The sequence below is a fragment of the Rathayibacter sp. AY1H2 genome (assembly GCF_002931985.1).
Taxonomy (GTDB): Bacteria; Actinomycetota; Actinomycetes; order Actinomycetales; family Microbacteriaceae; genus Rathayibacter.
Genome location: NZ_PSUV01000001.1, coordinates 164,581 through 187,258, shown reverse-complemented (window position 1 = coordinate 187,258; position 22,678 = coordinate 164,581). Strand labels below are relative to the sequence as shown.

Sequence of the window (22,678 nt, the reverse complement as noted above, 5' to 3'; positions counted from 1 at the left end):
CAGTGGAGAGCCGCGGCGCGGTCCTGCGGCTCCTCGGATGGGATCGGTCCGACGTCACGTCCGCGGAGCCGGCGGCGCGAACAGCTCGGGCCAGAGGGCGACGGCCAGCGGGTAGCCGACGAACGAGACGATGTCGATGATCGAGTGGGCGATCACCAGGGGCAGGGTGCGGCCGAAGCGCTGGTAGAACAGTCCGAACACCAGGCCCATGACCACGTTCCCGATGAAGGGCCCGATGCCCTGGTACAGGTGGTAGCTGCCCCGGAGCAGCGCACTGGTCACCAGGATCCGCCATCGCCCCCAGCCCAGATCGCCCAGGCGGGCGAAGAGGTACCCGATCACGACGACCTCCTCCTGCACTCCCGCCCGGATCGCGGAGAGCACGAGCACCGGCACCGTCCACCAGTACGCGTCCAGCGGCGAGGCCACCACCGCCACGGTGATGCCCAGCGCGCGTCCGACGGCGTACAGCGCGATGCCCGGCGCGCCGATCGCCACCGCGAGGACGGTCCCGGTCCCCAGGTCCGCGAACGGCCGGCGCAGGTCGAGCCCCAGGCGCCCGAGCGGACGGCCCGAGCTCTGCCAGAGCAGGAACGCGCAGAGCGCCACCGGCACCAGGTCGAAGAAGAGCGCGAGCAGCTGGTAGACGAGGTCGAAGCCCGGGCGGTCGCTGAGGGCGCCGTTGATCGTCGCGGTCTGGTCGGCCAGTGCGGTCGAGCGGGTGAGCCGGTTGGCGATGGAGACCACCGAGTAGACCGCGGAGGCGCCCAGCGAGAGCCCGAGGACCAGCAGGATCTCGATGCGGATCCGGCGCCGTCCGGGCGCGGATCCTGACAGGTCGGTGGACACTCCGTGCGTCTCCTCTGAAGTCGATGTGTTGCGCGACGGCCGCCCGGTACGCACGTTTCGTGCAGAACAGCGCAAGGATTCCACCTCCCGGTTACCGCTGTGTAACGGTTGCCACATGCTTTTGTGCAGATAGCGGGCGAATACATAGTCTCGTTGAAGGCATCCGCGCGACGGCCACCAGTCTCGTGCGCCGCCGCCGTCGCCACGCGCACGGCACTCCACGCGTCAGGGAAACCACTTCTCGCGCGCCCCCACATCACTGGAGGAATAGTGAACATCAGACGTTACGGATTCGGGGCTCTGGCGCTCGTCGCCGCGAGCACGCTGGTCCTGGCCGGCTGCAGCAGCTCGAACGACTCGGGCGGAGGTGCATCGGGAGGCGACGCCGCCGCGATCATCTCCACGAACGGCTCCGAGCCGCAGAACCCGCTGATCCCGACGAACACCAACGAGGTGGGCGGCGGCAAGATCCTCGACGAGATCTTCGCGGGCCTGGTCTACTACGACGCCAAGGGCGCCCCCGAGAACGACGTCGCCGAGTCCATCGAGTCGGACGACGCGCAGAACTACACGATCACGATCAAGTCGGGCCTGACCTTCACGAACGGCGACCCGGTCACCTCCAGCTCGTTCATCGACGCCTGGAACTACGGCGCCAAGCTGTCGAACAACCAGCTCAGCGCGTCGTTCTTCTCGAACTTCGAGGGCTTCAGCGACACCGAGGACAGCGAGCTCACCGGCCTCAAGGCCGTGGACGACACCACCTTCACCGTCGCGCTCAAGTCCCCGCAGTCGGACTTCCCGATCAGCCTCGGCTACTCGGCGTACTACCCGCTGCCCGCCGCCGCGTTCGACGACATGGCCGCCTTCGGTGAGAACCCGATCGGCAACGGCCCGTACAAGCTCGACGGCGACGACGCGTGGCAGCACGACGTCCAGATCGAGCTCGTCAAGAACGACGAGTACACCGGCCCCCGCGAGGCCCAGAACGGCGGCCTGAAGATCGTCTTCTACGCCACCCAGGACGCCTCCTACGCCGACCTCCTCGGCGGCAACGTCGACGTGATCGACCAGATCCCGGACTCCGCCTTCGGCACCTTCGAGAGCGACCTCGGCGACCGCGCCGTGAACCAGCCCTCGGCCGTGTTCCAGTCCTTCACCATCCCGGGCCGTCTCCCGCACTTCGACGGCGAGGAGGGCCAGCTCCGCCGCCAGGCGATCTCGATGTCCTTCGACCGCAAGGAGATCACCGACGTGATCTTCGAGGGCACCCGCACCCCGGCCTCCGACTTCACCTCCCCGGTGATCGACGGCTACAGCGACGCCCTCTCCGGCGCCGACGTGCTCGAGTACAACCCCGACGAGGCCAAGGCGCTGTGGGCTCAGGCCGACGCGATCAGCCCCTGGGACGGCACCTTCAAGATCGCCTACAACGCCGACGGCGGCCACCAGGGCTGGGTCGACGCGGTGACCAACTCGATCAAGAACACGCTGGGCATCGACGCCGAGGGCGACGCGTACCCGACCTTCGCCGAGGCGCGCACCAAGATCGTCGACCGCTCGATCGAGACCGCGTTCCGCACCGGATGGCAGGCCGACTACCCGAGCCTCTACAACTTCCTCGGACCGCTCTACGTGACCGGCGCCTCGTCCAACGACGGCGACTACTCGAACCCCGAGTTCGACACCCTCCTCCAGCAGGGCCTGTCGGACGCCGACGCCGACGCTGCGAACAAGACGTTCCAGCAGGCCCAGGAGATCCTCCTGAAGGACCTCCCGTCGCTGCCCCTGTGGTACGCGAACGTGACCGGCGGCTACGGCGAGGGCGTGTCGAACGTCGAGTTCGGCTGGAACTCGGTGCCGCTCTACTACGAGATCACCAAGAACTAAGCTCGAACCACTGGGGCGCTTCGCCCGTGCCGTCGGCCACCAGGTCACGGCACGGGCGGAGCGCCCTGTTTCGGTCACAATCGAATGAGGTCCCCATCCATGCGACTCCGGAACCGGCTGGGCTGACATGCTCGCCTACATCGTCCGACGCATCCTGCAAGCCGTCCCCGTGCTCATCGGCACCACGTTCCTCATCTACTTCATGGTCTTCTCCATGCCGGGGAACCCGCTTCTGTCGCTCTTCGGCGACAAGACGCCGAGCCCCGCACTCCTCGCCCGCCTCGAGGAGCAGTACCACCTGAACGAGCCCTTCTTCGTCCAGTACTTGTACTACCTGGGAGGCGTCGTCCGCGGCGACTTCGGCATCTCGTTCTCCGGCCAGTCCGTCAACGAGATCCTCGCCCGCACCTTCCCGGTCACCCTGACGCTCGCCATGATGGCGATCGTCATCGAGATCGTCGTCGCGCTGACCATCGGTCTCATCAGCGGTCTGCGCAAGGGCAGCTTCTTCGACGCGAGCGCGCTGGTCGTCAGCCTCCTGCTCGTGTCGGTGCCGATCTTCGTGCTCTGCTTCATCGCGCAGTCCTTCTTCGCGATCCAGCTGGGATGGTTCCCTCCGACCGTCGGAGCCGACGCGTCGTTCCAGAGGCTGCTGCTGCCCGCGATCGTGCTCGCCCTCTTCGTGGTCGCCTCGGCCATCCGCCTCACGCGCGGCTCGGTCATCGAGACGGCCGGCTCGGACTTCGTCCGCACCGCGTACAGCAAGGGGCTCTCGCGACGCCGCGTCATCCCCGTGCACGTCCTGCGCAACTCGCTCATCCCGGTCACGACGCAGTTCGGAGCCGACTTCGGCCTCCTGATCGTCGGCGCGACCGTGACCGAGGGCATCTTCAACGTTCCCGGAGTCGGGAACACGCTCTATCAGGCGATCATCCGAGGTGAGCGGCCGACCGTCGTCTCCTTCGTCACGGTCATGGTGCTGTTCTACCTCGTGGTGAACATCCTCGTCGACCTGCTCTACGCCGTACTCGACCCGAGGATCCGCTATGCCAAATGAGTCCACCGGCGGCGCGCAGAAGGCCCGCCGCATCGACCACTTCGTGGCCCCGCTCGAGGAGACGCCGATCGCGTCGGTCGACGCCGTCAGCCTCGACGAGAAGCCCAGCAACCTCTGGACCGACGCGTGGCGCGACCTGCGCAAGCGGCCCATGTTCTGGATCTCGGGCGTCCTGATCCTCGTCATCATCGCCGTCGCGCTGTTCCCGGGCCTGTTCACCTCGGTGGACCCCCGCCAGTGCGCGCTCTCGTTCAGCAACCAGGGCCCCGGCGACGGCAGCCTGCTCGGCTACACCAAGCAGGGGTGCGACGTCTTCTCGCGGATCATCCACGGCACGTCCACGTCGCTGACCGTCGGCCTCATCGTGATCGTGATCACGACGGTCTCCGGCGTCATCGGCGGCGCTCTGGCCGGCTTCTTCGGCGGCTGGGTCGACACCGTGATCATGCGCCTCGGCGACATCTTCTTCTCGATCCCCTACATCCTCGCCGCGGTCGTCATCATGTCCGTCTTCTCGGCCTACCGGAACGTGTTCGTCATCGCCCTGGCGATCGGCGCGTTCGCCTGGCCGACGACGGCGCGCGTCCTGCGCTCCGAGGTCCTCCGCGTGAAGCAGGCCGACTTCGTCGGCGCCGCCACCGCGACCGGCCTCTCGCGCATGGCGATCCTGTTCCGGCACGTGCTGCCGAACTCGATCGCCCCCGTCATCGTCGTCACGACGATCTCGCTCGGCGCGGCCATCACCGCGGAGGCGACGCTGTCGTTCCTCGGCGTCGGCCTGCCCGGCTCGGTCATGTCGTGGGGCAACGACATCAGCCAGGCCCAGCGCGATCTGCGCACCAACCCGCAGACGCTGATCTACCCGTCGATCGCCCTGACGGTCACGGTGCTGAGCTTCATCCTCCTCGGCGAGTCGCTCCGCGACGCGCTCGACCCGAAGGCGAGGGCCCTCCGATGACCGCCACGACACCGAACGCACCGCAGGGGCCGCTGCTCGAGGTCACCGACCTCGAGGTCGGCTTCCAGACCGGCAGCGGACTGGTCCCCGCCCTCCGCGGCGTGAGCCTCACGATCGAGCACGGCCAGACCGTCGCGATCGTGGGGGAGTCGGGCTCCGGCAAGTCGACGACCGCCGCCGCGATCATCGGCCTGCTCCCCGGCACCGGCCAGGTCACCGCCGGCTCCGTGCTGTTCGACGGCAAGGACCTCGCGAAGGCGACGAGGGCCGAGCTCGAGGACATCCGCGGCCGCCGGATCGGCTACGTCCCGCAGGACCCGATGTCGAACCTGAACCCCGTGTGGTCGGTCGGCTTCCAGGTCGAGGAGACCATCAAGGCCAACGGCCTCGCGACCGGTCGCAAGGAGGTGCGCGCCAAGGCGATCGAGGTCCTGCAGAACGCGGGCCTCGCCGACGCGGAGAAGCGCCTCAAGCAGTTCCCGCACCAGTTCTCGGGCGGCATGCGCCAGCGCGTGCTGATCGGCATCGGCCTGGCCGCGGCTCCCCAGCTGCTGATCGCCGACGAGCCCACCTCGGCGCTCGACGTCACGGTCCAGCGCCGGATCCTCGACCACCTCGAGACGCTGACGAAGACCGACGGCACCGCGCTGCTCTTCATCACGCACGACCTGGGCCTCGCGGCCGAGCGCGCCGAGAAGCTCATCGTCATGTACAAGGGCCGCATCGTCGAGTCCGGCGCCTCGGTGGAGGTGCTGCAGAACCCGCAGCACCCCTACACGCAGCGCCTGATCGCGGCGGCGCCCAGCCTCGCGTCGCGCCGCATCCAGTCGACGGCCGGCCGGGCCGTGGAGTCGGTCCCCGGCGAGTCGGAGGCCGTGCGCGAGGTCGACCTGGTCGGCGCGGGCGCCGCGCACCACGCCGGCGCGGTCGCCTCGGGCGCCCCGATGATCGAGGTCGACGGCCTCACGAAGGTCTTCAAGATCCGCCGCGGCGGCCTGAAGGCCGAGGACTTCACCGCCGTCGACAACGTGTCGTTCTCGATCCCGAAGGGCACCACCACGGCGCTCGTGGGCGAGTCCGGATCGGGCAAGTCGACGATCGCCCGCCTGGTGCTGGGCCTCGAGACGGCGACGTCCGGCGCGATCTCGATCGCCGGCCGACGGACCGAGAAGCTCAAGGGCCGCGACATGCTGGCGCTCCGGCGCTCCATGCAGCCGGTGTTCCAGGACCCGTACGGCTCGCTCGACCCGCTGCACAACATCGGCAACACCATCTCGGAGCCGCTGCGGGTGCACAAGGTCGGCGACCGGACGTCGCAGCGCGAGCGCGTCCTCGAGCTGCTCGACCAGGTGTCCCTCCCGCGCGTGATCGCGAGCCGGTACCCGAACGAGCTCTCCGGCGGCCAGCGCCAGCGCGTGGCGATCGCCCGCGCGCTCGCGCTGAAGCCGGAGATCGTGGTGCTCGACGAGGCCGTGTCGGCTCTGGACGTCCTCGTCCAGGCGCAGATCCTCCGCCTCCTCGCCGACCTGCAGGCCGAGCTCGGGCTGACCTACCTGTTCATCACGCACGACCTGGCGGTGGTCCGCGTGATCGCCGACGACGTCTGCGTGATGCAGAAGGGCAGGATCGTCGAGCACGCCCCGACGGACACCGTGTTCGACTCGCCGCAGCAGGAGTACACCCGCGAGCTGCTCGACGCCATCCCCGGCGCCGGCATCGAGTTCGCGGTCTGACCGACCGTCACCTGGGCCCCGGCCCCGCCTGGAGCGCTCCTCGGAGCCCTCCGGAGCGGGGATCCGGGGCCCTTCGCCGTGCGGACGCCTCGCTGCGGTACGATGGATGGTCCCCCTTTTGCACGAGAACACGAGACGAGTCCGTATCCATGGCAAGTGCCACCCGCTCCGACCTGCGCAACGTCGCGATCGTCGCCCACGTCGACCATGGCAAGACCACGCTGGTCGACGCCATGCTCAAGCAGACGAACTCCTTCGACGCGCACGCCCACGTGGACGAGCGCGCGATGGACTCCAACGAGCTCGAGCGCGAGAAGGGCATCACGATCCTCGCGAAGAACACCGCTGTCTCGTACAGCGGCAAGCACGCGAGCGACGGTCCCATCACCATCAACGTCATCGACACCCCGGGCCACGCCGACTTCGGCGGCGAGGTCGAGCGCGGCCTGTCGATGGTCGACGGCGTCTGCCTCCTCGTCGACGCGTCCGAGGGCCCGCTGCCCCAGACCCGCTTCGTGCTGCGCAAGGCGCTCGAGGCGAAGCTCCCCGTCATCCTCCTGGTCAACAAGACCGACCGCCCCGACGCGCGCATCGACGAGGTCGTCGCCGAGAGCCAGGACCTGCTCCTCGGCCTCGCCTCGGACATGGCCGACGACGTGCCGGACCTCGACCTCGACGCGATCCTCGACGTCCCCGTGGTCTACGCCTCCGGCAAGGCCGGCCGCGCCTCGGCGAACAAGCCCGAGGACGGCACGCTGCCGGACGCCGAGGACCTGGAGCCGCTGTTCGAGGCGATCCTCAAGCACATCCCCGCGCCGACCTACGACGACGACGCGCCCCTCCAGGCCCACGTCACCAACCTCGACGCGTCGCCGTTCCTCGGCCGCCTCGCCCTCCTCCGCGTCTTCAACGGCACGATCAAGAAGGGGCAGACGGTCGCCTGGGTCCACCACGACGGCACCCACACCAACGCGCGCATCACCGAGCTGCTGATCACCAAGGCGCTCGACCGCTACCCGGCCGAGTCCGCGGGCCCCGGCGACATCGTCGCGATCGCGGGCTTCCCCGAGATCACCATCGGCGAGACCATCGCCGACCCCGAGGACATCCGCCCGCTGCCGGCCATCACGGTCGACGACCCGGCGATCTCGATGACGATCGGCACCAACACCTCGCCGCTCGTCGGCAAGGTGAAGGGCCACAAGCTCACGGCGCGCATGGTCAAGGACCGCCTCGACCGCGAGCTCATCGGAAACGTGTCGCTCAAGATCGTCGACATCGGACGCCCCGACTCGTGGGAGGTCCAGGGCCGCGGCGAGCTCGCGCTGGCCATCCTCGTCGAGCAGATGCGCCGCGAGGGCTACGAGCTGACCGTCGGCAAGCCCCAGGTGGTCACCCGCCAGGTCGACGGCAAGACGCACGAGCCCTTCGAGCACCTCACGATCGACGCCCCGGAGGAGTACCTCGGTGCGATCACGCAGCTCCTCGCCGCCCGCAAGGGCCGCATGGACGGCATGTCGAACCACGGCACCGGCTGGGTCCGCATGGAGTTCATCGTTCCGTCGCGCGGCCTGATCGGCTTCCGCACCGAGTTCCTCACCACCACGCGCGGCACCGGCATCGCGAACGCGATCCTGCACGGCTACGAGCCGTGGGCCGGCGCGATCGTCACCCGCAACAACGGGTCGATCGTCGCGGACCGCAACGGCGTCGTGACCCCGTTCGCCATCATCGCGCTCCAGGAGCGGATGACCTTCTTCGTGAACCCCACCGAGGAGGTCTACGAGGGCATGGTGATCGGCGAGAACTCGCGCAACGACGACATGGACGTGAACATCACCAAGGAGAAGAAGCTGACCAACATGCGTCAGTCCACCTCCGACACCTTCGAGTCGATGACGCCGTCGCGTCAGCTGACGCTCGAGGAGTGCCTCGAGTTCGCCCGCGAGGACGAGTGCGTCGAGGTCACCCCCGAGGTCGTCCGCATCCGCAAGGTGGAGCTCGATGCGAACGCCCGCGCGCGCATGACGAGCCGCCTCAAGAAGCAGGGCTGAGCCCCGGGCGCCTCGGCGCCCGCCCACGACGAGACCGGCCGGAGCGATGCTCCGGCCGGTCTCGTCGTCTCCGCCCGGTGCTGCAGTGTGCAGCGCCGATCCCGTCCCTCGCGGTCCGGATCAGCCCGCCGGACTCGGAGAGGGAGAGGGGGTCGAGGGCTCCGCCTCGAGCGTCGAGGTGACGAAGGAGACGAACGCCGCCGCGTCGTCCGGCTTCCCCGTGTACTGCTCGCCGTTCACCAGCACGGTGGGCGTCGACTCGAGCTTCGGCAGCGAGGAGTTCGCGAGGGGGAGCGAGGTGGCCCGCTCGGTCGCGGCCTTCACCCAGGGCCGGAACTCGCCCCCGGTCATGCAGGCGAGGACGTCGTCGTCGGTGACGCCCGCTCCGGTCACCAGCGCCCGCAGAGCGTCGTCGTCGAGGCCCGTCGTCCCCTCCGCCGGCTGCTGCGCGAAGAGCGCCGCGTTCACGGCGAGGAAGCGGTCCGGATCCTCGTCGGCGACGCACGCGGCGGCGTTCGCGGCCCGGCTGGAGTACTCGGAGCCGGCCGAGGAGGAGTCGAGGATCGCCACCGGGTGGATCTCGAGCGTGATCGCCCCCTTCGTCAGCCACGACTGCAGCTGCTCGGCGTTCGCCTTCTCGAACTGCCCGCAGTACGGGCAGAGGTAGTCGACGTAGAGGTCGACGGCGACGACTCCGCCCGCCCGTGTGGCGCTCTCGTCGGTCGGGACGGGGGAGGCTCCCGGAGCGATCGCCGCGCTCGTCGTCGCCGTCACGGCCGAGCCGTCGCCCGCGAGGACGATGCCGTCGCTGAGCATGTTCGCCGGGCCGGCGCTCGCGACCTCCTGCTGCGACCAGACGTTCCAGCAGACCAGGGCCACGACCGCGAGGAGCCCGACGACCGCTCCGCCCTGCCCGAGCAGCCGGTTCCGGCGCCGCCGGCGCCTCTCGGCTTCGCGGCGCTCCCGCGCCTGCGCTCGGGCGAGCTCCTGGCGCTCGCGCTTGGTCAGGCCGCTTCTCGCACTGTTCCCGGACATCGCCGACGACGCTACGGGCGCAGGCTTCGGCGCGCCGTGGAGTGCGCCCGCCGGATCCTGGGACGGAGTGCGGGTCCTCTCAGGGATCAGGCGAAGAGGCCGGAGCCGAGGAAGTCGGTCTCGTCGCGGGCACCGGGCGGCACCGCGAACACGGCCGATCCGACGTGCTTCACGTACTCGTTCAGCGCGTCCGTCGCGAGGTTCCGCTGCACGGTGACGAACTGCTCCGGGGAGCGCTGGAACGAGAGGAAGAACAGCCCCGCGTTCAGGCGTCCGAGCTCGTCGTTGCCGTCGACGAAGTTGTAGCCGCGGCGCAGGAGCCGCACCCCGTTGTTCACGCTCGGATGCGCGAGGCGCACGTGCGACTCCTGATCGATCAGCGGGGCCCCGGTGGCGCCGGCCGCTGCGAAGTCCGGCTCGGTGGACTCCGTGCCGCCCGAGAGCGGCGCTCCGGACCCCTTGCTGCGGCCGATGACCCGCTCCTGCTCGCCCAGCTGGCTGCGGTCCCACGTCTCGATGATCATCCGGATCTTCCGCGCGACCAGGTAGCTGCCGCCGACCATCCACGCGGGGCCGTCGGAGGAGGGGACCCAGACGTGCTCCTGGACGGCGTCGGCCTCCTCGGACTTCACGTTCGCCGTGCCGTCCTTGAAGCCGAAGAGGTTGCGCGGAGTCGCCTGGGCGGTGGACGTCGAGGAGGTGCGGCCGAAGCCGAGCTGAGACCAGCGGAGCGAGGCCCGGCCGAACGCGATCCGGCTCAGGTTGCGGATGGCGTGCACGGCGACCTGCGGATCGTCGGCGCAGGCCTGGATGCACAGGTCGCCGCCGCCGGCCGAGGGGACGAGCGCGTCGCCGCGGAAGCGGGGCAGGGCCTGCAGCTCAGGAGGCCGGCGGTCGGCGAGGCCGAAGCGGTCGGCGCCGGCCTCGTCCGTGAAGAGGGTGGGTCCGAAGCCGACCGTGACGGTGAGGGACGCGGCGTCGAGCCCGAGCGCCTCTCCGGTGTCCTCCGGGGGAGCCGTGTCCGGCCCGTCCACCGCGCCGTTCTCGCCGACCTCGAGGCCCTGGGTCATCCGGGAGGCGGCGAGCGTCCAGTCCTTCAGGAGCTCGACGAGGTCCTCGCGCGTGGTGCCCGCGGCGAGGTCGAACGCGGCGAAGTGCAGCCGGTCCTGCGCGGCGGTGGTGATGCCCGCCTGGTTCGCGCCGAAGAACGGCACGGTGCGCGGGTCGGAGGAGGCCGTCGCGCTCGCGGACGATGTGACGGCCACCGTGCCGCCCACTCCGGCGGCCAGCCCGGCCGTCCCCGCCGAGACGAGGCCGAGCAGCCCGCGCCGCGAGAGGCGGCGGGGTTCGTCGGCGGGCTGCTCGGACTCCGTCGGCCGGGCTCCCTCGTGCTGCTCGGCGTCCACTATGCGGTCGGCTCCTCGACGCCCAGCACCGTGTGGGTCAGCTGCGAGAGCGGCTCGGAGAGAGCGTTGACCGCGTCCGAGAGCTCCTTCTTCTGCTCCGCGGTGACGGTGGAGTACGCGGCGAAGCCGGAGTCGATCGAGCCGTACTGCGCGAGCAGGGCGTCGAGCTCGGAGAACCGCTGCGTGATCCGTCCGGTGAGGTCGGCGCCCTCGTCGCCGCTGGCGGTCGCGATCGGCTCGACGTTGCCGAACGCCACCTCCGCGCCCTGGACGTTCGCGGCGAAGTCGGTGAGGTCGGTGCTCGACCACCAGTCCTCCTCGCCCGTGATCTTGCCGGCCGCGACCTCGTCGAGCAGGCCGATGGCGCCGTTGGAGATGTCGCCCACCGAGACGGTGAAGCCGGGCGCGTTCACGAGGTCGGCCAGGCTCTGCACGTCGTCGACGAGGCCCTGGCCGAACTGCGCGCGCTGCTCGGGGGTGGAGGGCGCCCAGTCGAGGAGCGCGCTCGTGCCGTCGGAGTTGAGCGCACCCTCCGCGGGGGCCCACAGGTCCTTCTCGATGCGGTGGAAGCCGGTCCAGTCCAGGCCCTCGGCGACGGCGTCGACCTCGCGGTAGTCGATGCGCGGGTCGAGGTCGCCGAACGCCTCCGCGGTCGGCTCGATCCGCTCGTAGAAGACGCGGGTCGACGCGAAGAGGCCGCGCGCCTTCTCGTCGTCGCCGGCCTCGTAGGCCTGGGCGAATTCGGCCACCGCGGGGAGCAGCTCGCCCACCTGCGACTTCACGTACGCCACGTAGTTGGTGACCGCCGCCTCCGTCGCCGCCTTCTCGTCCGCCGACTGCGCGGTGGCCTCACCGGTCACGGTGAACTCGCTCAGCCCGACCGGGGCGCCGACCTGCTGGAACTTGCAGGCGGTGTAGTAGGTGCCCGGCTCGAGCTGAGCGACGTAGGAGACGCTCTGGCCCGGGGTCACGTTCTCCTTCTCGCCCACGATCCGCAGCTTGTCCTCGGCCAGGATCTCGAACTCGTTGACGTCCGATCCGCCGTTGGTCAGTGAGAACGTCACCGCTCCCGCCTCGGCGGTCGCCGTCGACACCTCGCAGGCGTCGTCCCTCATCGCGACGTCGAGCGCGACGGAGGAGGAGGACGCGGGGGTGTTCGGCACGCAGCCCGTGAGGATCAGCGCCAGGGCGCCGGCGCCGGCGAGGCCGAGGGTGACGCGGGGGAGGGTGGGACGAGCGCGCGAGGACATGCTTCTCCTGGATCGGGGCGAGTGCGCCGGCGGTGCCGGAGCGGGTCAGACGGAGGTGGGAGCGGGAGCGGCGACCGGGGCCGCGCTGCCCCGTCGCGGACCGCGCAGGCGGACCTGGCGGACGAACAGGGCACCGACGACGACGAGGTAGAGCAGCCAGGCGGCGAACTGCAGAGCGGTCGGCTCGGGCGTGTAGTTGAAGAGGCCGCCGACCACGGCGGTCACGGGCGGCGGGAGGATCGGGCCGAGCGAGAACAGCGGGGTGCCCCAGCCGGGCAGGAGCGACGCCTCCTGCAGGTCGCCGACGCCGTAGGAGAGGACGCCGGCCGCGACGAGGATGAGGAAGCCACCCGTCCAGGTGAAGAAGCGCCCGAGGTCGATCCGGACGAAGCCCCGGAAGATCAGGTACGCGATGACGACCGAGCTGAGGATGCCCAGCAGCGCGCCGACCGTGCCGACCCACGCGCTGGATCCCGACCCCGCACTGCTCGAGGACACGCTCGCCCAGACGAAGAGCGCCGTCTCGATGCCCTCGCGGCCGACGCTGATGAAGCCGAGGACCACGATGCCGAGGGCCGAACCCGCGACGGCGCCGTCGAGCCGGGACTCGAGGTCGCCCTTCATGCTGCGGGCGTTCGCGCCCATCCAGAAGATCATCCAGGTGACCAGGCCGACCGCGAGGATCGAGAGGCCGCCGCCGATGAGCTCCTGAGCCTGGAACGACAGGGTCGAGGGGCCCCAGGTGAGGATCGCACCGGTGACGAGCGAGATCGCGATCGCGGCGGCGATGCCGGTCCAGAGCCGCGGCAGCACGTCGCGCCGGCCGAGCTTGGTCAGGTAGGCCACGAGGATGCCGACCACGAGGCCGGCTTCGAGGCCTTCGCGGAGGCCGATGAGGTAGTTTGCGAGCACGCGTGTTCTCTTGGTCGATGGTGGACGAGGAGGGGGCGACTCCCGCCCCGAGTCGATCCGGTCGGCGGGGCTCCGTTGTTCGGTAAGCCTTGCCTAACCCGGGTCGACTGTAGTCCGCTGCCCGGTCGCTGTCCAGAAGCACCCGCAGCGGAGGACGCGCAGGACGAGAGGCGGAGAGTGGACGCGGGCCGGGACGCAGCAGCGGAGCGGGTGGTGGCGGTGCACGCCCACCCCGACGACGAGACGATCACCATGGGCGGGACCCTGGCGCGGCTGGTGGCGCAGGGCGCCTCCGTCACCGTCGTCACCGCCACGCGGGGCGAGTGCGGCGAGGTCATCCCCGAGGACCTCGCTCCGCTCGAGGGCTCGGCCGAGCTGGCCGCGCACCGGACGACCGAGCTCGTCGTCGCCCTGACGGCCCTCGGCGTCGCCGACCACCGCTTCCTCGGCGAGGGGGGCGCCCGCGCACCCGGCCTCGCTCCGCGCGTCTACCGGGACTCCGGCATGCAGTGGGGGCCCGGCCGCGTCCCGGTGCCGCTCGAGCCGGTGCATCCCGCGTCCTTCACCGCCGCGCCCGAGGACGAGGAGGTGGCGGATCTCGTCGCCGTCCTCCGGCAGGTCGACGCGGGCGTCGTGCTGTCGTACGACGCGGGCGGCGGCTACGGCCACCCGGACCACGTCCGCACCGCCCGGGTCGCCGAGCGCGCCGCCGAGCGCCTGGGCCTGCGCTTCCTCGCCGTTCTCCCCGACGCGGCCCCGCCCCTCCCCGGGGACGTCGTGATCGAGCTGTCCGCCGAGGACCACGCCCGCAAGCGCGCGGCCCTCGAGGCGCACGCGACGCAGCTGGTGGTCGAGGGCGACGAGGCCCGCCTCTCGAGCGGTCCGCCGTTCCCCATCGGCCGCATCGAGCGCTTCCGCCCGGTCGCGCAGGCGGGCCGTCCGGCGCCGCTGCCGGAGGAGCGTCCGACGCTGGGATCGCGCGTGCTGTCGGGCGTCGCCGGAGTCCTGGTCGGCGCGGTGGTCGGAGCGATCACGACGGTCGCCCATCAGAGCACCGTGTCGGTCGGCGGAGTCGTCCTCCCGGTCGGCCTGGCCGCATCCCTCGCCGGCGTGCTGCTGCTCCTGCTCGGGCTGCGCCTCGTGCTCATCGACCGGTTCGTCGCGTTCTGCACTGCAATGGGCCTGCTCGGGATGATCGGGCTGCTCGCCCTGCGCAGCACCGGCGGATCCGTCCTCGTCCCGGCGAACGGCCTCGGCGTGGCCTGGACCTTCCTCCCCGCCCTCATCGCCCTCGTCGTGATCGCCTGGCCGCGGCTGCGGGCGGCCGCTCCCGCCGCCGCCCCGCGGCCCGCGGACGCCGACGCCCCGTCGGCCCCCGTACGATAGAGACACTGTTCGAAGGGACCTGGAGCACCGTGACCTACGTGATCGCACTTCCGTGCGTCGATGTCAAAGACCGCGCCTGCATCGACGAGTGCCCGGTCGACTGCATCTACGAAGGCGAGCGCTCGCTCTACATCCACCCGGACGAGTGCGTGGACTGCGGTGCCTGCGAGCCGGTCTGCCCCGTCGAGGCGATCTACTACGAGGACGACCTCCCCGAGGAGTGGTCCGACTACTACAAGGCCAACGTCGAGTTCTTCGACGAGATCGGCTCCCCGGGTGGAGCCGCCAAGGTCGGCGTGATCGCGAAGGACCACCCGGTCATCGCGGCGCTGCCTCCGCAGAGCCACTGAGGCCGCTCCCGTGGCCCTCGGCGCGCTGCCCGACTACCCCTGGGACCTGATGGCGCCCTTCGCCCGCACGGCGGCGGAGCACCCCGGCGGGATCGTCGACCTGTCGATCGGCTCGCCGGTGGACCCGACGCCCGCCCCGATCCGCGACGCGCTCGCCCGCGCGACGGACTCGCACGCGTACCCCACGACCGTGGGCACCCCCGCTCTGCGCGAGGCGATCGCCGCCTGGTACGCGCGGCGGCGCGGAGTCGAGGGCCTCGGGATCGACGAGGTCCTGCCGACGATCGGCTCCAAGGAGCTCGTCGCCTGGCTGCCCTTCCTCCTCGGACTCGGGGAGGGGGACGTGGTCGTGCATCCGCGCGCCGCCTACCCGACGTACGCGATGGGCGCGGCGATCGCCGGCGCCGAGGCGCTCGCCTCCGACGACCCGGCCGAATGGCCCGCGACGACCCGCCTGGTCTGGCTCAACTCTCCCGGCAACCCCGATGGCGCCGTGCTCGACGTGCCCGCCCTGCAGCGCGCCGTCGCGCGTGCCCGTGAGCTGGGCGCTGTGATCGCGGGGGACGAGTGCTACGCCGAGCTCGGCTGGGACGGCCGCTGGGCCGACGAGCCGATCCCGAGCGTCCTCGACCCGCGCGTGGTGGGGGAGGACCGCACCGGGGTCCTCGGCGTCTACTCGCTGAGCAAGCAGTCGAACCTCGCCGGCTACCGCGCCGCCTTCGTCGCCGGGGACGCGGCCCTGGTCGCGCGCCTGGTGACCGTCCGCAAGCACGCGGGCATGATCGTGCCCGGTCCGCTGCAGGAGGCGATGATCGTCGCCCTCGCCGACGACGAGCACGTCGCCGCGCAGAAGGATCGCTACCGCTCCCGCCGCGACCGCCTCCGGCCCGCCCTCGAGTCCGCGGGCTTCCGGATCGACCGCAGCGAGGCCGGCCTCTACCTGTGGGCGACCGAGGGCCGCCCGGCCTGGGAGTCCATCGACCGGCTCGCCCGCCTCGGCGTCCTCGCGGGCCCCGGCGTCTTCTACGGGGAGGGCTTCCCCGAGCACGTGCGCCTCTCGCTGACGGCCTCCGACGAGCGGATCGACGCGGCCGTGGAGCGCCTGTCCGGCGGCCTCTGAGGCGTTCGACCCGGCCGATCCTGGCGGGTTCCGACAAGGCCCCGGCCCCAGCGCTGGGCGATGTCACAGTGCCCCCGCTTTGCCCATAGGCTGTATGTGGTTCGGTCGACGGCGCCTCGCGAGGCCCCGGCTGCACCACGATCCAGACCCGGCGCCGCCCGCTCCGCGCGAGCGCTTCCGGGGTGCGACCGCGACGACCTGGGAGGCGTTGTGACCGAATCCGGCACGCAGAGCGACGGAACCGCGACGGTGGGCTCCACGGAGCCCGCGACCGGGAGCGCCACGACGCCGCCTCCCGCGCCGGCGGAGCAGGAGCTCCCCGAGAAGGTCACGCTCACCTTCGGCGACCGCACCGCGGACTTCCCGGTCCTGCGCAGCGTCGACGGCTCCTCGAGCATCGACTTCTCGACCCTGTCGAAGCAGACCGGCTTCATGTCGCTCGACTACGGCTTCGTGAACACGGCGGCGACCAAGTCGCAGATCACCTACATCGACGGCGACCAGGGGATCCTCCGCTACCGCGGCTACCCGATCGAGGAGGTGGCCACCAACGCGACCTACCTCGAGGTGGCCTGGCTCCTCATCTACGGCGAGCTGCCGACGGCCGACGAGCTCGCGGGCTTCGACGAGCGCATCCGCCGCCACACGCTCCTCCACGAGGACCTCAAGCGCTTCTTCGACGCGCTCCCGCACAGCGCGCACCCCATGTCGGTGCTCTCGGCCGGGGTCTCGGCCCTGTCGACGTACTACGAGGACAGCTCCAACCCGAAGGATCCGGAGGCGGTGGAGCTCACCACGATCCGCCTCCTGGCGAAGCTGCCCGTGATGGCGGCGTACGCCCACAAGAAGGCGATCGGCCAGGCGTTCCTCTACCCGGACAACTCGCTGAGCTTCGTCGACAACTTCCTCCGCCTCAACTTCGGCACGATGGCCGAGCAGTACCAGGTCGACCCGGTGCTCTCGAAGGCGCTCGACCGCCTCCTGATCCTCCACGAGGACCACGAGCAGAACGCGTCGACGTCGACCGTCCGCCTCGTCGGCTCGACCGAGGCGAACCTCTACGCCTCGGTGTCTGCCGGCATCAACGCCCTGTTCGGCCCTCTGCACGGCGGAGCGAACGAGGCGGTGCTCACCATGCTCGGCCGGATCCGCGAGTCGGGCGAGAGCGTGTCGACGTTCGTCGAGCGGGTGAAGAACAAGGAGGAGGGCGTGCGCCTGATGGGCTTCGGCCACCGGGTGTACAAGAACTACGACCCGCGCGCGAAGCTGGTCAAGGAGAGCGCCTCCGAGGTCCTGCAGGCCCTCGGCGTGAAGGACCCGCTGCTCGACATCGCGATGGAGCTCGAGGCCCTCGCGCTCGAGGACGACTACTTCAAGGAGCGGCGCCTCTACCCGAACGTCGACTTCTACACGGGCGTCATCTACAAGGCGATGGGCTTCCCGACCCGGATGTTCACCGTCCTCTTCGCGATCGGCCGCCTGCCCGGCTGGATCGCCCACTGGCGCGAGATGAACACCGACAAGCAGACCAAGATCGGCCGCCCGCAGCAGCTCTACATGGGCGCGCCCGAGCGCCACTGGCCGACCGACCGCTGACCGGTCCCCGAGAGCCCGTCCCCGCCGGGGGCGGGCTCTCGCCGTGCGGCGCACCCGCCTCTCGTCGGCCGTCCGAGGCTCGAACCGCTTCTTCGAGGCGGGACGCAGAGCGGCGTGGTCGCCGCGGACTCGATCAGCTCGGATCGTTCCGGGGCGCCGCATGCGGGACCAGCGGCGCCGGACGCCCGCCCTCAGGCGTGCAGGGCGGCGTTCAGCTCGATGCCGGCGCCGGTGCGGGGGAGGACCTCGACGGCCCCGGTGAGGGAGTTGCGGCGGAAGAGCAGGTTCGGCACGCCCGAGAGCTGCACGGCCTTCACCGTCTGCGGGGCGCCGTCGGCGCGCGGCGCTCCGCCGACCACGACGACCTTGGTGCCGGCGGTCACGTAGAGGCCGGCCTCGACGACGGTGTCGTCGCCGAGGGAGATGCCGATGCCCGAGTTCGCACCCAGCAGGGCCCGCGCGCCGATCGAGACGCGCTGCACTCCTCCGCCCGAGAGGGTGCCCATGATGGAGGCGCCGCCGCCGATGTCCGAGCCGTCGCCGACCACGACGCCCTGCGAGATGCGCCCCTCGACCATCGAGCTGCCGAGGGTCCCGGCGTTGAAGTTGACGAAGCCCTCGTGCATCACCGTCGTGCCGGGTGCCAGATGCGCCCCGAGGCGGACGCGCGAGGTGTCCGCGATGCGCACCTTCGCGGGGGTGACGTAGTCGGTCAGCCGCGGGAACTTGTCGATCCCGGTGGCCTGGATGCCGTGGCGCCGGAGCGAGGGGCGCAGGCGGGTGAACGACTCCGGCGAGACCGGACCGGCGTTCGTCCACACCACGTTCGGCAGGTGCGCGAAGACGCCGTCGAGGTTCACCTCGTTGGGGCGGACCAGGAGGTGAGAGAGCAGGTGCAGCCGCAGGTAGGCGTCGGACGTGGAGGCGGGCGGCGCCTGCACGTCGATCTGCAGCGTGACCACGTCGATGCGGACCTCGCGGCGCGGATCCTCGCCGGCCTGCTCCTCGAACTCCGCCGGCACGATCCAGGGGTCGCGGCCGGCCGGGATGGTGCCGAGGCGCGGCTCCGGGAACCAGGTGTCGAGGACGGTGCCGTCGGCGGCCACGGTGGCGAGCCCGTATCCCCAGGCGGAGACGGGCGCGGAGGAGTCTGCGGAGTGCTCGAGGGTCATGCCGATCAGGGTAGCGCGGAGCGTCCGGCCGCTACCCTGGGGCGCATGGCCGATCCGACCACCGCCCCTCCGCTCGATCTGCGCACCGATCCGGTCGCCCTGACGCGGATCCTCTGCGACATCCCGTCCGTCTCGGGCGACGAGCTCGAGATCGCGGACGCGGTGCAGTGGGCGCTCGAGCAGTACGACCACCTCGAGGTCATCCGCGACGGCCACACCGTCGTGGCGCGGACGAACCTCGGCCTCGCCCAGCGCGTCGTGATCGCCGGGCACCTCGACACGGTGCCGGTCAACGGCAACCTGCCCGTCGTCGCCGAGACGATCGACGGCGTCGAGCACCTGGTCGGCCGCGGGACCGTCGACATGAAGGCCGGAGTGGCGGTGCAGCTCGTTCTCGCCGCCGAGCTCTCCGATCCGGCCGTCGACATCACCTGGATGTGGTACGACAACGAGGAGATCGCAGCGGACCTCAACGGCCTCGGCCGTCTCTCCCGGCACCGCCCCGACCTCTTCTCCGCCGACTTCGCCGTGCTCGGCGAGCCGACCAGCGGAGCAGTGGAGGGCGGCTGCAACGGGACGCTCCGGGTCGACGTGGTCACCCGCGGCGTCCGCGCCCACTCCGCCCGCAGCTGGGTCGGCGAGAACGCGATCCACGCGGCGGCGCCGATCCTCGACCGCCTCGCCGCCTACGTACCGCGCGAGGTCGAGGTCGAGGGCCTCGTGTACCGCGAGGGCGTCAACGCCGTGCGCGTCACCGGCGGGGTCGCGGGCAACGTGATCCCGGACCTCTGCACGGTGCAGGTCAACTACCGCTTCGCCCCCGACCGGTCCGGGGAGGAGGCGCTCGCCCACCTCGAGGAGCTCTTCGAGGGGTTCGAGGTGACGGTGGACGATCTGGCCGAGGGCGCCCGCCCGGGGCTGGACGCACCTCTGGCCCAGGCCTTCCTCGCGGCCGTCGGAGCCGAGGCGAAGCCCAAGTACGGCTGGACCGACGTCGCGCGGTTCTCCGCCATGGGCATCCCGGCTGTCAACTACGGACCGGGCGACCCGCTCCGGGCCCACGCCGACGACGAGCGCGTGGCGGTGCGCGAGATCACCGAGTGCGCCGAGGGCCTCCGCCGCTGGCTGACCGCGTCCTCGTGAGCGCGAGCGCCACGGCCGTCCCCGTCCGACTCCGCCTCCGCCTGCGCCTGGTCCCGTGGTGGGCGCGGGTCCTCCTGGTGTACATCGCGACCCGCGTGGTCACGACGGTGATCCTGTTGCAGTTCGCCGCGCACCAGCTCGCGAACCCGTGGACCGGACCCTCCCCGTCCTACTCGGCCTTCGCGTCGATGTGGGACGGCCGCTGGTACGAGATCATCGCGGCCACCGGGTACCCCGGCTTCCTGCCGATCACGCAGGACGGCCACGTGGGGGAGAACGCCTGGGCCTTCATGCCGCTCTACCCGGGCGTCGTGAAGGCGCTGATGGCGCTCACCGGCCTCACCTGGGCTCCGGCCGCCGTGACCGTCTCCGTCCTGTGCGGAGCCGGAGCCTGCCTCGTCCTGTACCGCCTCTTCCGGCACTCACTCGGCGAGTCGCCGTCGCTGACGGCGGTGCTGCTGTTCTGCGTGGCGCCGACCTCGCCGCTGATGCAGCTCGCCTACGCGGAGTCGATGGCGATGCTGCTGACCGCGGTCACGCTCCTCCTCCTGGTGCGGCGGCGCTGGCTCGCGGTCGTGCCCGTCGTGCTGCTGCTGGGCCTGACGCGGCCGAGCGGGCTCGCCTTCGCCGCCGCGCTCGGCCTGTACGTCGTCTACCGGTTCGTCCGGCGCCGCACGGAGCCGTTCCCGCGGTCGGAGTGGCTGCCGGCCGTGGGCCTGACGGCGTGGGGGCTCGTGGTCGGCTTCCTCTGGCCCGCCGTGGCGTGGGCCGTCACCGGGTCGATGACCGCGTACACCGACACCGAGCTGGCGTGGCGTGCGGTCTACATCGGCTACCAGGAGCTGCTCCCGCTGACCCCGTGGTTCCAGGGCGGCGCCTGGTGGGGCTCGTGGTGGTTCGGTGCTCCGGCCGTCGGCGTCGTGCTGGTGGTGCTCCTGCTGGCGGCGTTCGTCGGGATCCTCGCCGCACCGTGGACACGGCGGCTCGATCTCTTCAGCCGGGCCTGGGTCGCCGGGTACGGCGTCTACCTGCTGGCGTTCTTCTTCCCGCAGTCGAGCACCTTCCGGCTGCTGGGCCCGATGTTCCCGCTCGTCGGAGCGCTGGCGGTGCCGCGCTCGCCGGTCTTCCGCGTCGCGCTGGTCCTGCTCGGGATCGGCGGCCAGATCGTCTGGATCTCGATCTGCTGGGCCGTCGCCGGATCGGACTGGACCCCGCCGTGATCGTGCCGCGCGCCCGCCCGGCGCGGTGCTCCTCCGGGGACTCCCGACTCCCGCACGGGTATGCTCGTCGGAATGTCTCCCCTCACGCCAGCCGGTGAGCCGCGACACGCGTCGCCCCTCCTCCGGCCGACCCGCCGGCGAGCCGCGGCGACACCCGCCCGCTCCCCGCTGACGACCGCCTCCGCCTCCTCGACGGACCGCGGGCCTCTCGCGTGAGCGCCACCGCGATCGCGCCGGAGACGGAGGACGCCTCTCCGTCCCGCTCCCGCTGGGGTCTGCTCCGGAGGATCCCGTGGTGGATCCAGGTGCTCCTGGTCTTCGCCGTGTCCCGCGTCGTCACGACCGTGATCATGCTCCGTGTCGGCGCCGTGCGTCAGGGCGTCGAGTGGACGGGACTCCGCGACACCTACGTCCGATTCGCGACGACGTGGGACGGCGGCTGGTACGAGCGGATCGGGATGACGGGGTACCCGTCGGTCCTGCCGCTCTCGCCGTCCGGAGCCGTGGAGCAGAACCCCTGGGCGTTCATGCCCGTCTACCCGTTCACCGTCCGCGGCCTGATGAACATCACCGGGCTCGACTGGGCGAACGCGGCGGTGCTCGTCGCCCTGGTCTGCAGTGCAGCGGCGTGCCTGGTGATCTACCGGCTGTTCCGCGTCTCGCTCAGCGAGGGCCAGGCGCTGATGGGGATCGTCTTCTTCTGCGTCGCTCCGACGTCCCCGATCCTGCAGATCGGCTACGCGGAGTCCGGCGGCATCCTCCTGACGGCCGTGCTGCTCCTCCTGCTGGTGCGCCGCAAGTGGATCTGGACGTTCCCCGTCGTGCTGGTCGTGGGGCTCCTGCGCCCGAGCGGTCTCGCGATCGCGGCGATGACGGGCCTCTACTTCCTCTACCGCGTCTGGCGGCACGTGCGCGGCACCGAGCCGTTCGCCCGCCGGGAGTTCGCCTTCACGGTCTCCCTCACGGTCTGGTCCCTCGCGGTGGGGTTCGCCTGGCTGCTCATCGCCTGGGCCGTGACCGGCTCCTTCACCGCCTACACCGACACCGAGCTCGCCTGGCGCAGCGTCTTCATCGGCGAGGGCGAGCTCATCCCCTTCACCTCCTGGTTCGCCGGTGGAGGCTGGTGGGGAGGCCTCTGGTTCGGCTCGCCGATCACGGGCATGGGCATCACCGTCGTGGTGGTGCTCGGATTCCTGGCGATCCTGTTCTCGCGGGCCACGCGCAGCCTCGACGTCTTCTCGCGGCTCTGGGTCGGCGGCTACGCGATCTACCTCTTCGCGTTCTTCTACCCGCAGTCGAGCACGTTCCGCATCCTGATGCCGATGTTCCCGCTGGCCGGGGCGCTCGCGGTGCCGCGGTCGACTCTCCTGAGGGTGTTCGTGGTGGCCGCATCGATCGTCGGGCAGATCGTCTGGGTGCTGCTGTGCTGGGTGTTCACCCCGGGCGACTGGTCCCCGCCGTGATCGGCTGACGCCCGACTTCCGGGCGCGGTTCGGAACACCCCCGCGGATGCACGATAATAGGGGGATACGTCACGAAAGGGGAAC

The 22,678-nt window shown here is 71.0% G+C and carries 18 protein-coding genes; 12 read left to right on the top strand and 6 right to left on the bottom strand.

The window, feature by feature from the left end:
• Nucleotides 1-54 precede the first annotated feature (54 nt).
• Complete coding sequence (locus C5C29_RS00855; RefSeq protein WP_258059269.1) at nt 55-849, bottom strand: CPBP family intramembrane glutamic endopeptidase; 795 nt, start codon at nt 847-849, stop codon at nt 55-57.
• A gap of 270 nt (nt 850-1,119) precedes the next feature.
• Between C5C29_RS00855 and C5C29_RS00850 the strand changes: the two genes are divergently transcribed.
• The 5 genes from C5C29_RS00850 to typA all read left to right on the top strand — a co-directional run bounded on the left by C5C29_RS00850 (nt 1,120) and on the right by typA (nt 8,541).
• On the top strand, nt 1,120-2,739 hold the full coding sequence (locus tag C5C29_RS00850) for an ABC transporter substrate-binding protein (protein WP_104222974.1): 1,620 nt from the start codon (nt 1,120-1,122) through the stop codon (nt 2,737-2,739).
• 127 nt (nt 2,740-2,866) lie between these two features.
• Nucleotides 2,867-3,796: an ABC transporter permease gene (locus C5C29_RS00845; RefSeq protein ID WP_104222975.1), complete on the top strand. Its 930-nt coding sequence runs from the start codon at nt 2,867-2,869 to the stop codon at nt 3,794-3,796.
• Nucleotides 3,786-4,754 carry an ABC transporter permease gene (locus tag C5C29_RS00840; protein ID WP_104222976.1) on the top strand — a complete coding sequence of 323 codons (969 nt, stop codon included), beginning with the start codon at nt 3,786-3,788 and terminating at the stop codon, nt 4,752-4,754. The genes C5C29_RS00845 and C5C29_RS00840 overlap by 11 nt, the downstream gene beginning before the upstream one ends.
• Entirely contained in the window at nt 4,751-6,487 is a 1,737-nt protein-coding gene (locus tag C5C29_RS00835; RefSeq protein WP_104222977.1) for an ABC transporter ATP-binding protein, read from the top strand. The genes C5C29_RS00840 and C5C29_RS00835 overlap by 4 nt, the downstream gene beginning before the upstream one ends.
• 149 nt (nt 6,488-6,636) lie before the next feature.
• Nucleotides 6,637-8,541 (top strand): translational GTPase TypA, encoded by a 1,905-nt coding sequence (typA, locus tag C5C29_RS00830; RefSeq protein ID WP_104222978.1) that lies wholly within the window; start codon nt 6,637-6,639, stop codon nt 8,539-8,541.
• Between the two features lie 120 nt (nt 8,542-8,661).
• Here the strand turns inward: typA and C5C29_RS00825 are convergent, their stop codons facing one another.
• The 4 genes from C5C29_RS00825 to efeU all read right to left on the bottom strand — a co-directional run bounded on the left by C5C29_RS00825 (nt 8,662) and on the right by efeU (nt 13,144).
• The gene (locus tag C5C29_RS00825) at nt 8,662-9,576 is read right to left on the bottom strand and encodes a thioredoxin domain-containing protein (RefSeq protein ID WP_104307905.1); all 915 of its coding nucleotides are present in this window, start codon (nt 9,574-9,576) and stop codon (nt 8,662-8,664) included.
• 86 nt (nt 9,577-9,662) lie between these two features.
• A complete protein-coding gene (gene efeB, locus C5C29_RS00820; RefSeq protein ID WP_104222980.1) occupies nt 9,663-10,982 on the bottom strand; it encodes an iron uptake transporter deferrochelatase/peroxidase subunit in 1,320 nt (439 codons plus the stop codon).
• A complete protein-coding gene (gene efeO, locus C5C29_RS00815) occupies nt 10,982-12,232 on the bottom strand; it encodes an iron uptake system protein EfeO (protein ID WP_104307904.1) in 1,251 nt (416 codons plus the stop codon). The genes efeB and efeO overlap by 1 nt, the downstream gene beginning before the upstream one ends.
• A 45-nt stretch (nt 12,233-12,277) precedes the next feature.
• Entirely contained in the window at nt 12,278-13,144 is an 867-nt protein-coding gene (gene efeU / locus C5C29_RS00810) for an iron uptake transporter permease EfeU (RefSeq protein ID WP_104222982.1), read from the bottom strand.
• A gap of 177 nt (nt 13,145-13,321) precedes the next feature.
• Between efeU and C5C29_RS00805 the strand changes: the two genes are divergently transcribed.
• From C5C29_RS00805 to C5C29_RS00790, 4 genes are all read left to right on the top strand, one after another.
• Nucleotides 13,322-14,530, top strand: a complete 1,209-nt coding sequence (locus C5C29_RS00805; protein WP_104309065.1) for a PIG-L family deacetylase — start codon at nt 13,322-13,324, stop codon at nt 14,528-14,530.
• A 29-nt stretch (nt 14,531-14,559) separates the two neighbouring features.
• Complete coding sequence (gene fdxA / locus C5C29_RS00800) at nt 14,560-14,880, top strand: ferredoxin (RefSeq protein WP_104222984.1); 321 nt, start codon at nt 14,560-14,562, stop codon at nt 14,878-14,880.
• Between the two features lie 10 nt (nt 14,881-14,890).
• On the top strand, nt 14,891-16,000 hold the full coding sequence (dapC, locus tag C5C29_RS00795; protein ID WP_104222985.1) for a succinyldiaminopimelate transaminase: 1,110 nt from the start codon (nt 14,891-14,893) through the stop codon (nt 15,998-16,000).
• Nucleotides 16,001-16,210: 210 nt separating this feature from the next.
• Complete coding sequence (locus tag C5C29_RS00790; RefSeq protein ID WP_244229452.1) at nt 16,211-17,596, top strand: citrate synthase; 1,386 nt, start codon at nt 16,211-16,213, stop codon at nt 17,594-17,596.
• A 191-nt stretch (nt 17,597-17,787) separates the two neighbouring features.
• On the opposite strand, the gene dapD is transcribed toward C5C29_RS00790, so the two are convergent.
• Nucleotides 17,788-18,768, bottom strand: a complete 981-nt coding sequence (gene dapD / locus C5C29_RS00785) for a 2,3,4,5-tetrahydropyridine-2,6-dicarboxylate N-succinyltransferase (RefSeq protein ID WP_104222986.1) — start codon at nt 18,766-18,768, stop codon at nt 17,788-17,790.
• 45 nt (nt 18,769-18,813) lie between these two features.
• Here dapD and dapE point away from each other — a divergent pair, with 45 nt between their 5' ends.
• The 3 genes from dapE to C5C29_RS00770 all read left to right on the top strand — a co-directional run bounded on the left by dapE (nt 18,814) and on the right by C5C29_RS00770 (nt 22,594).
• Nucleotides 18,814-19,911 carry a succinyl-diaminopimelate desuccinylase gene (dapE, locus tag C5C29_RS00780; protein WP_104222987.1) on the top strand — a complete coding sequence of 366 codons (1,098 nt, stop codon included), beginning with the start codon at nt 18,814-18,816 and terminating at the stop codon, nt 19,909-19,911.
• On the top strand, nt 19,908-21,131 hold the full coding sequence (locus C5C29_RS00775; RefSeq protein ID WP_258062214.1) for a hypothetical protein: 1,224 nt from the start codon (nt 19,908-19,910) through the stop codon (nt 21,129-21,131). The genes dapE and C5C29_RS00775 overlap by 4 nt, the downstream gene beginning before the upstream one ends.
• A 212-nt stretch (nt 21,132-21,343) precedes the next feature.
• The gene (locus C5C29_RS00770) at nt 21,344-22,594 is read left to right on the top strand and encodes a hypothetical protein (RefSeq protein WP_104222988.1); all 1,251 of its coding nucleotides are present in this window, start codon (nt 21,344-21,346) and stop codon (nt 22,592-22,594) included.
• Nucleotides 22,595-22,678: the final 84 nt, after the last annotated feature.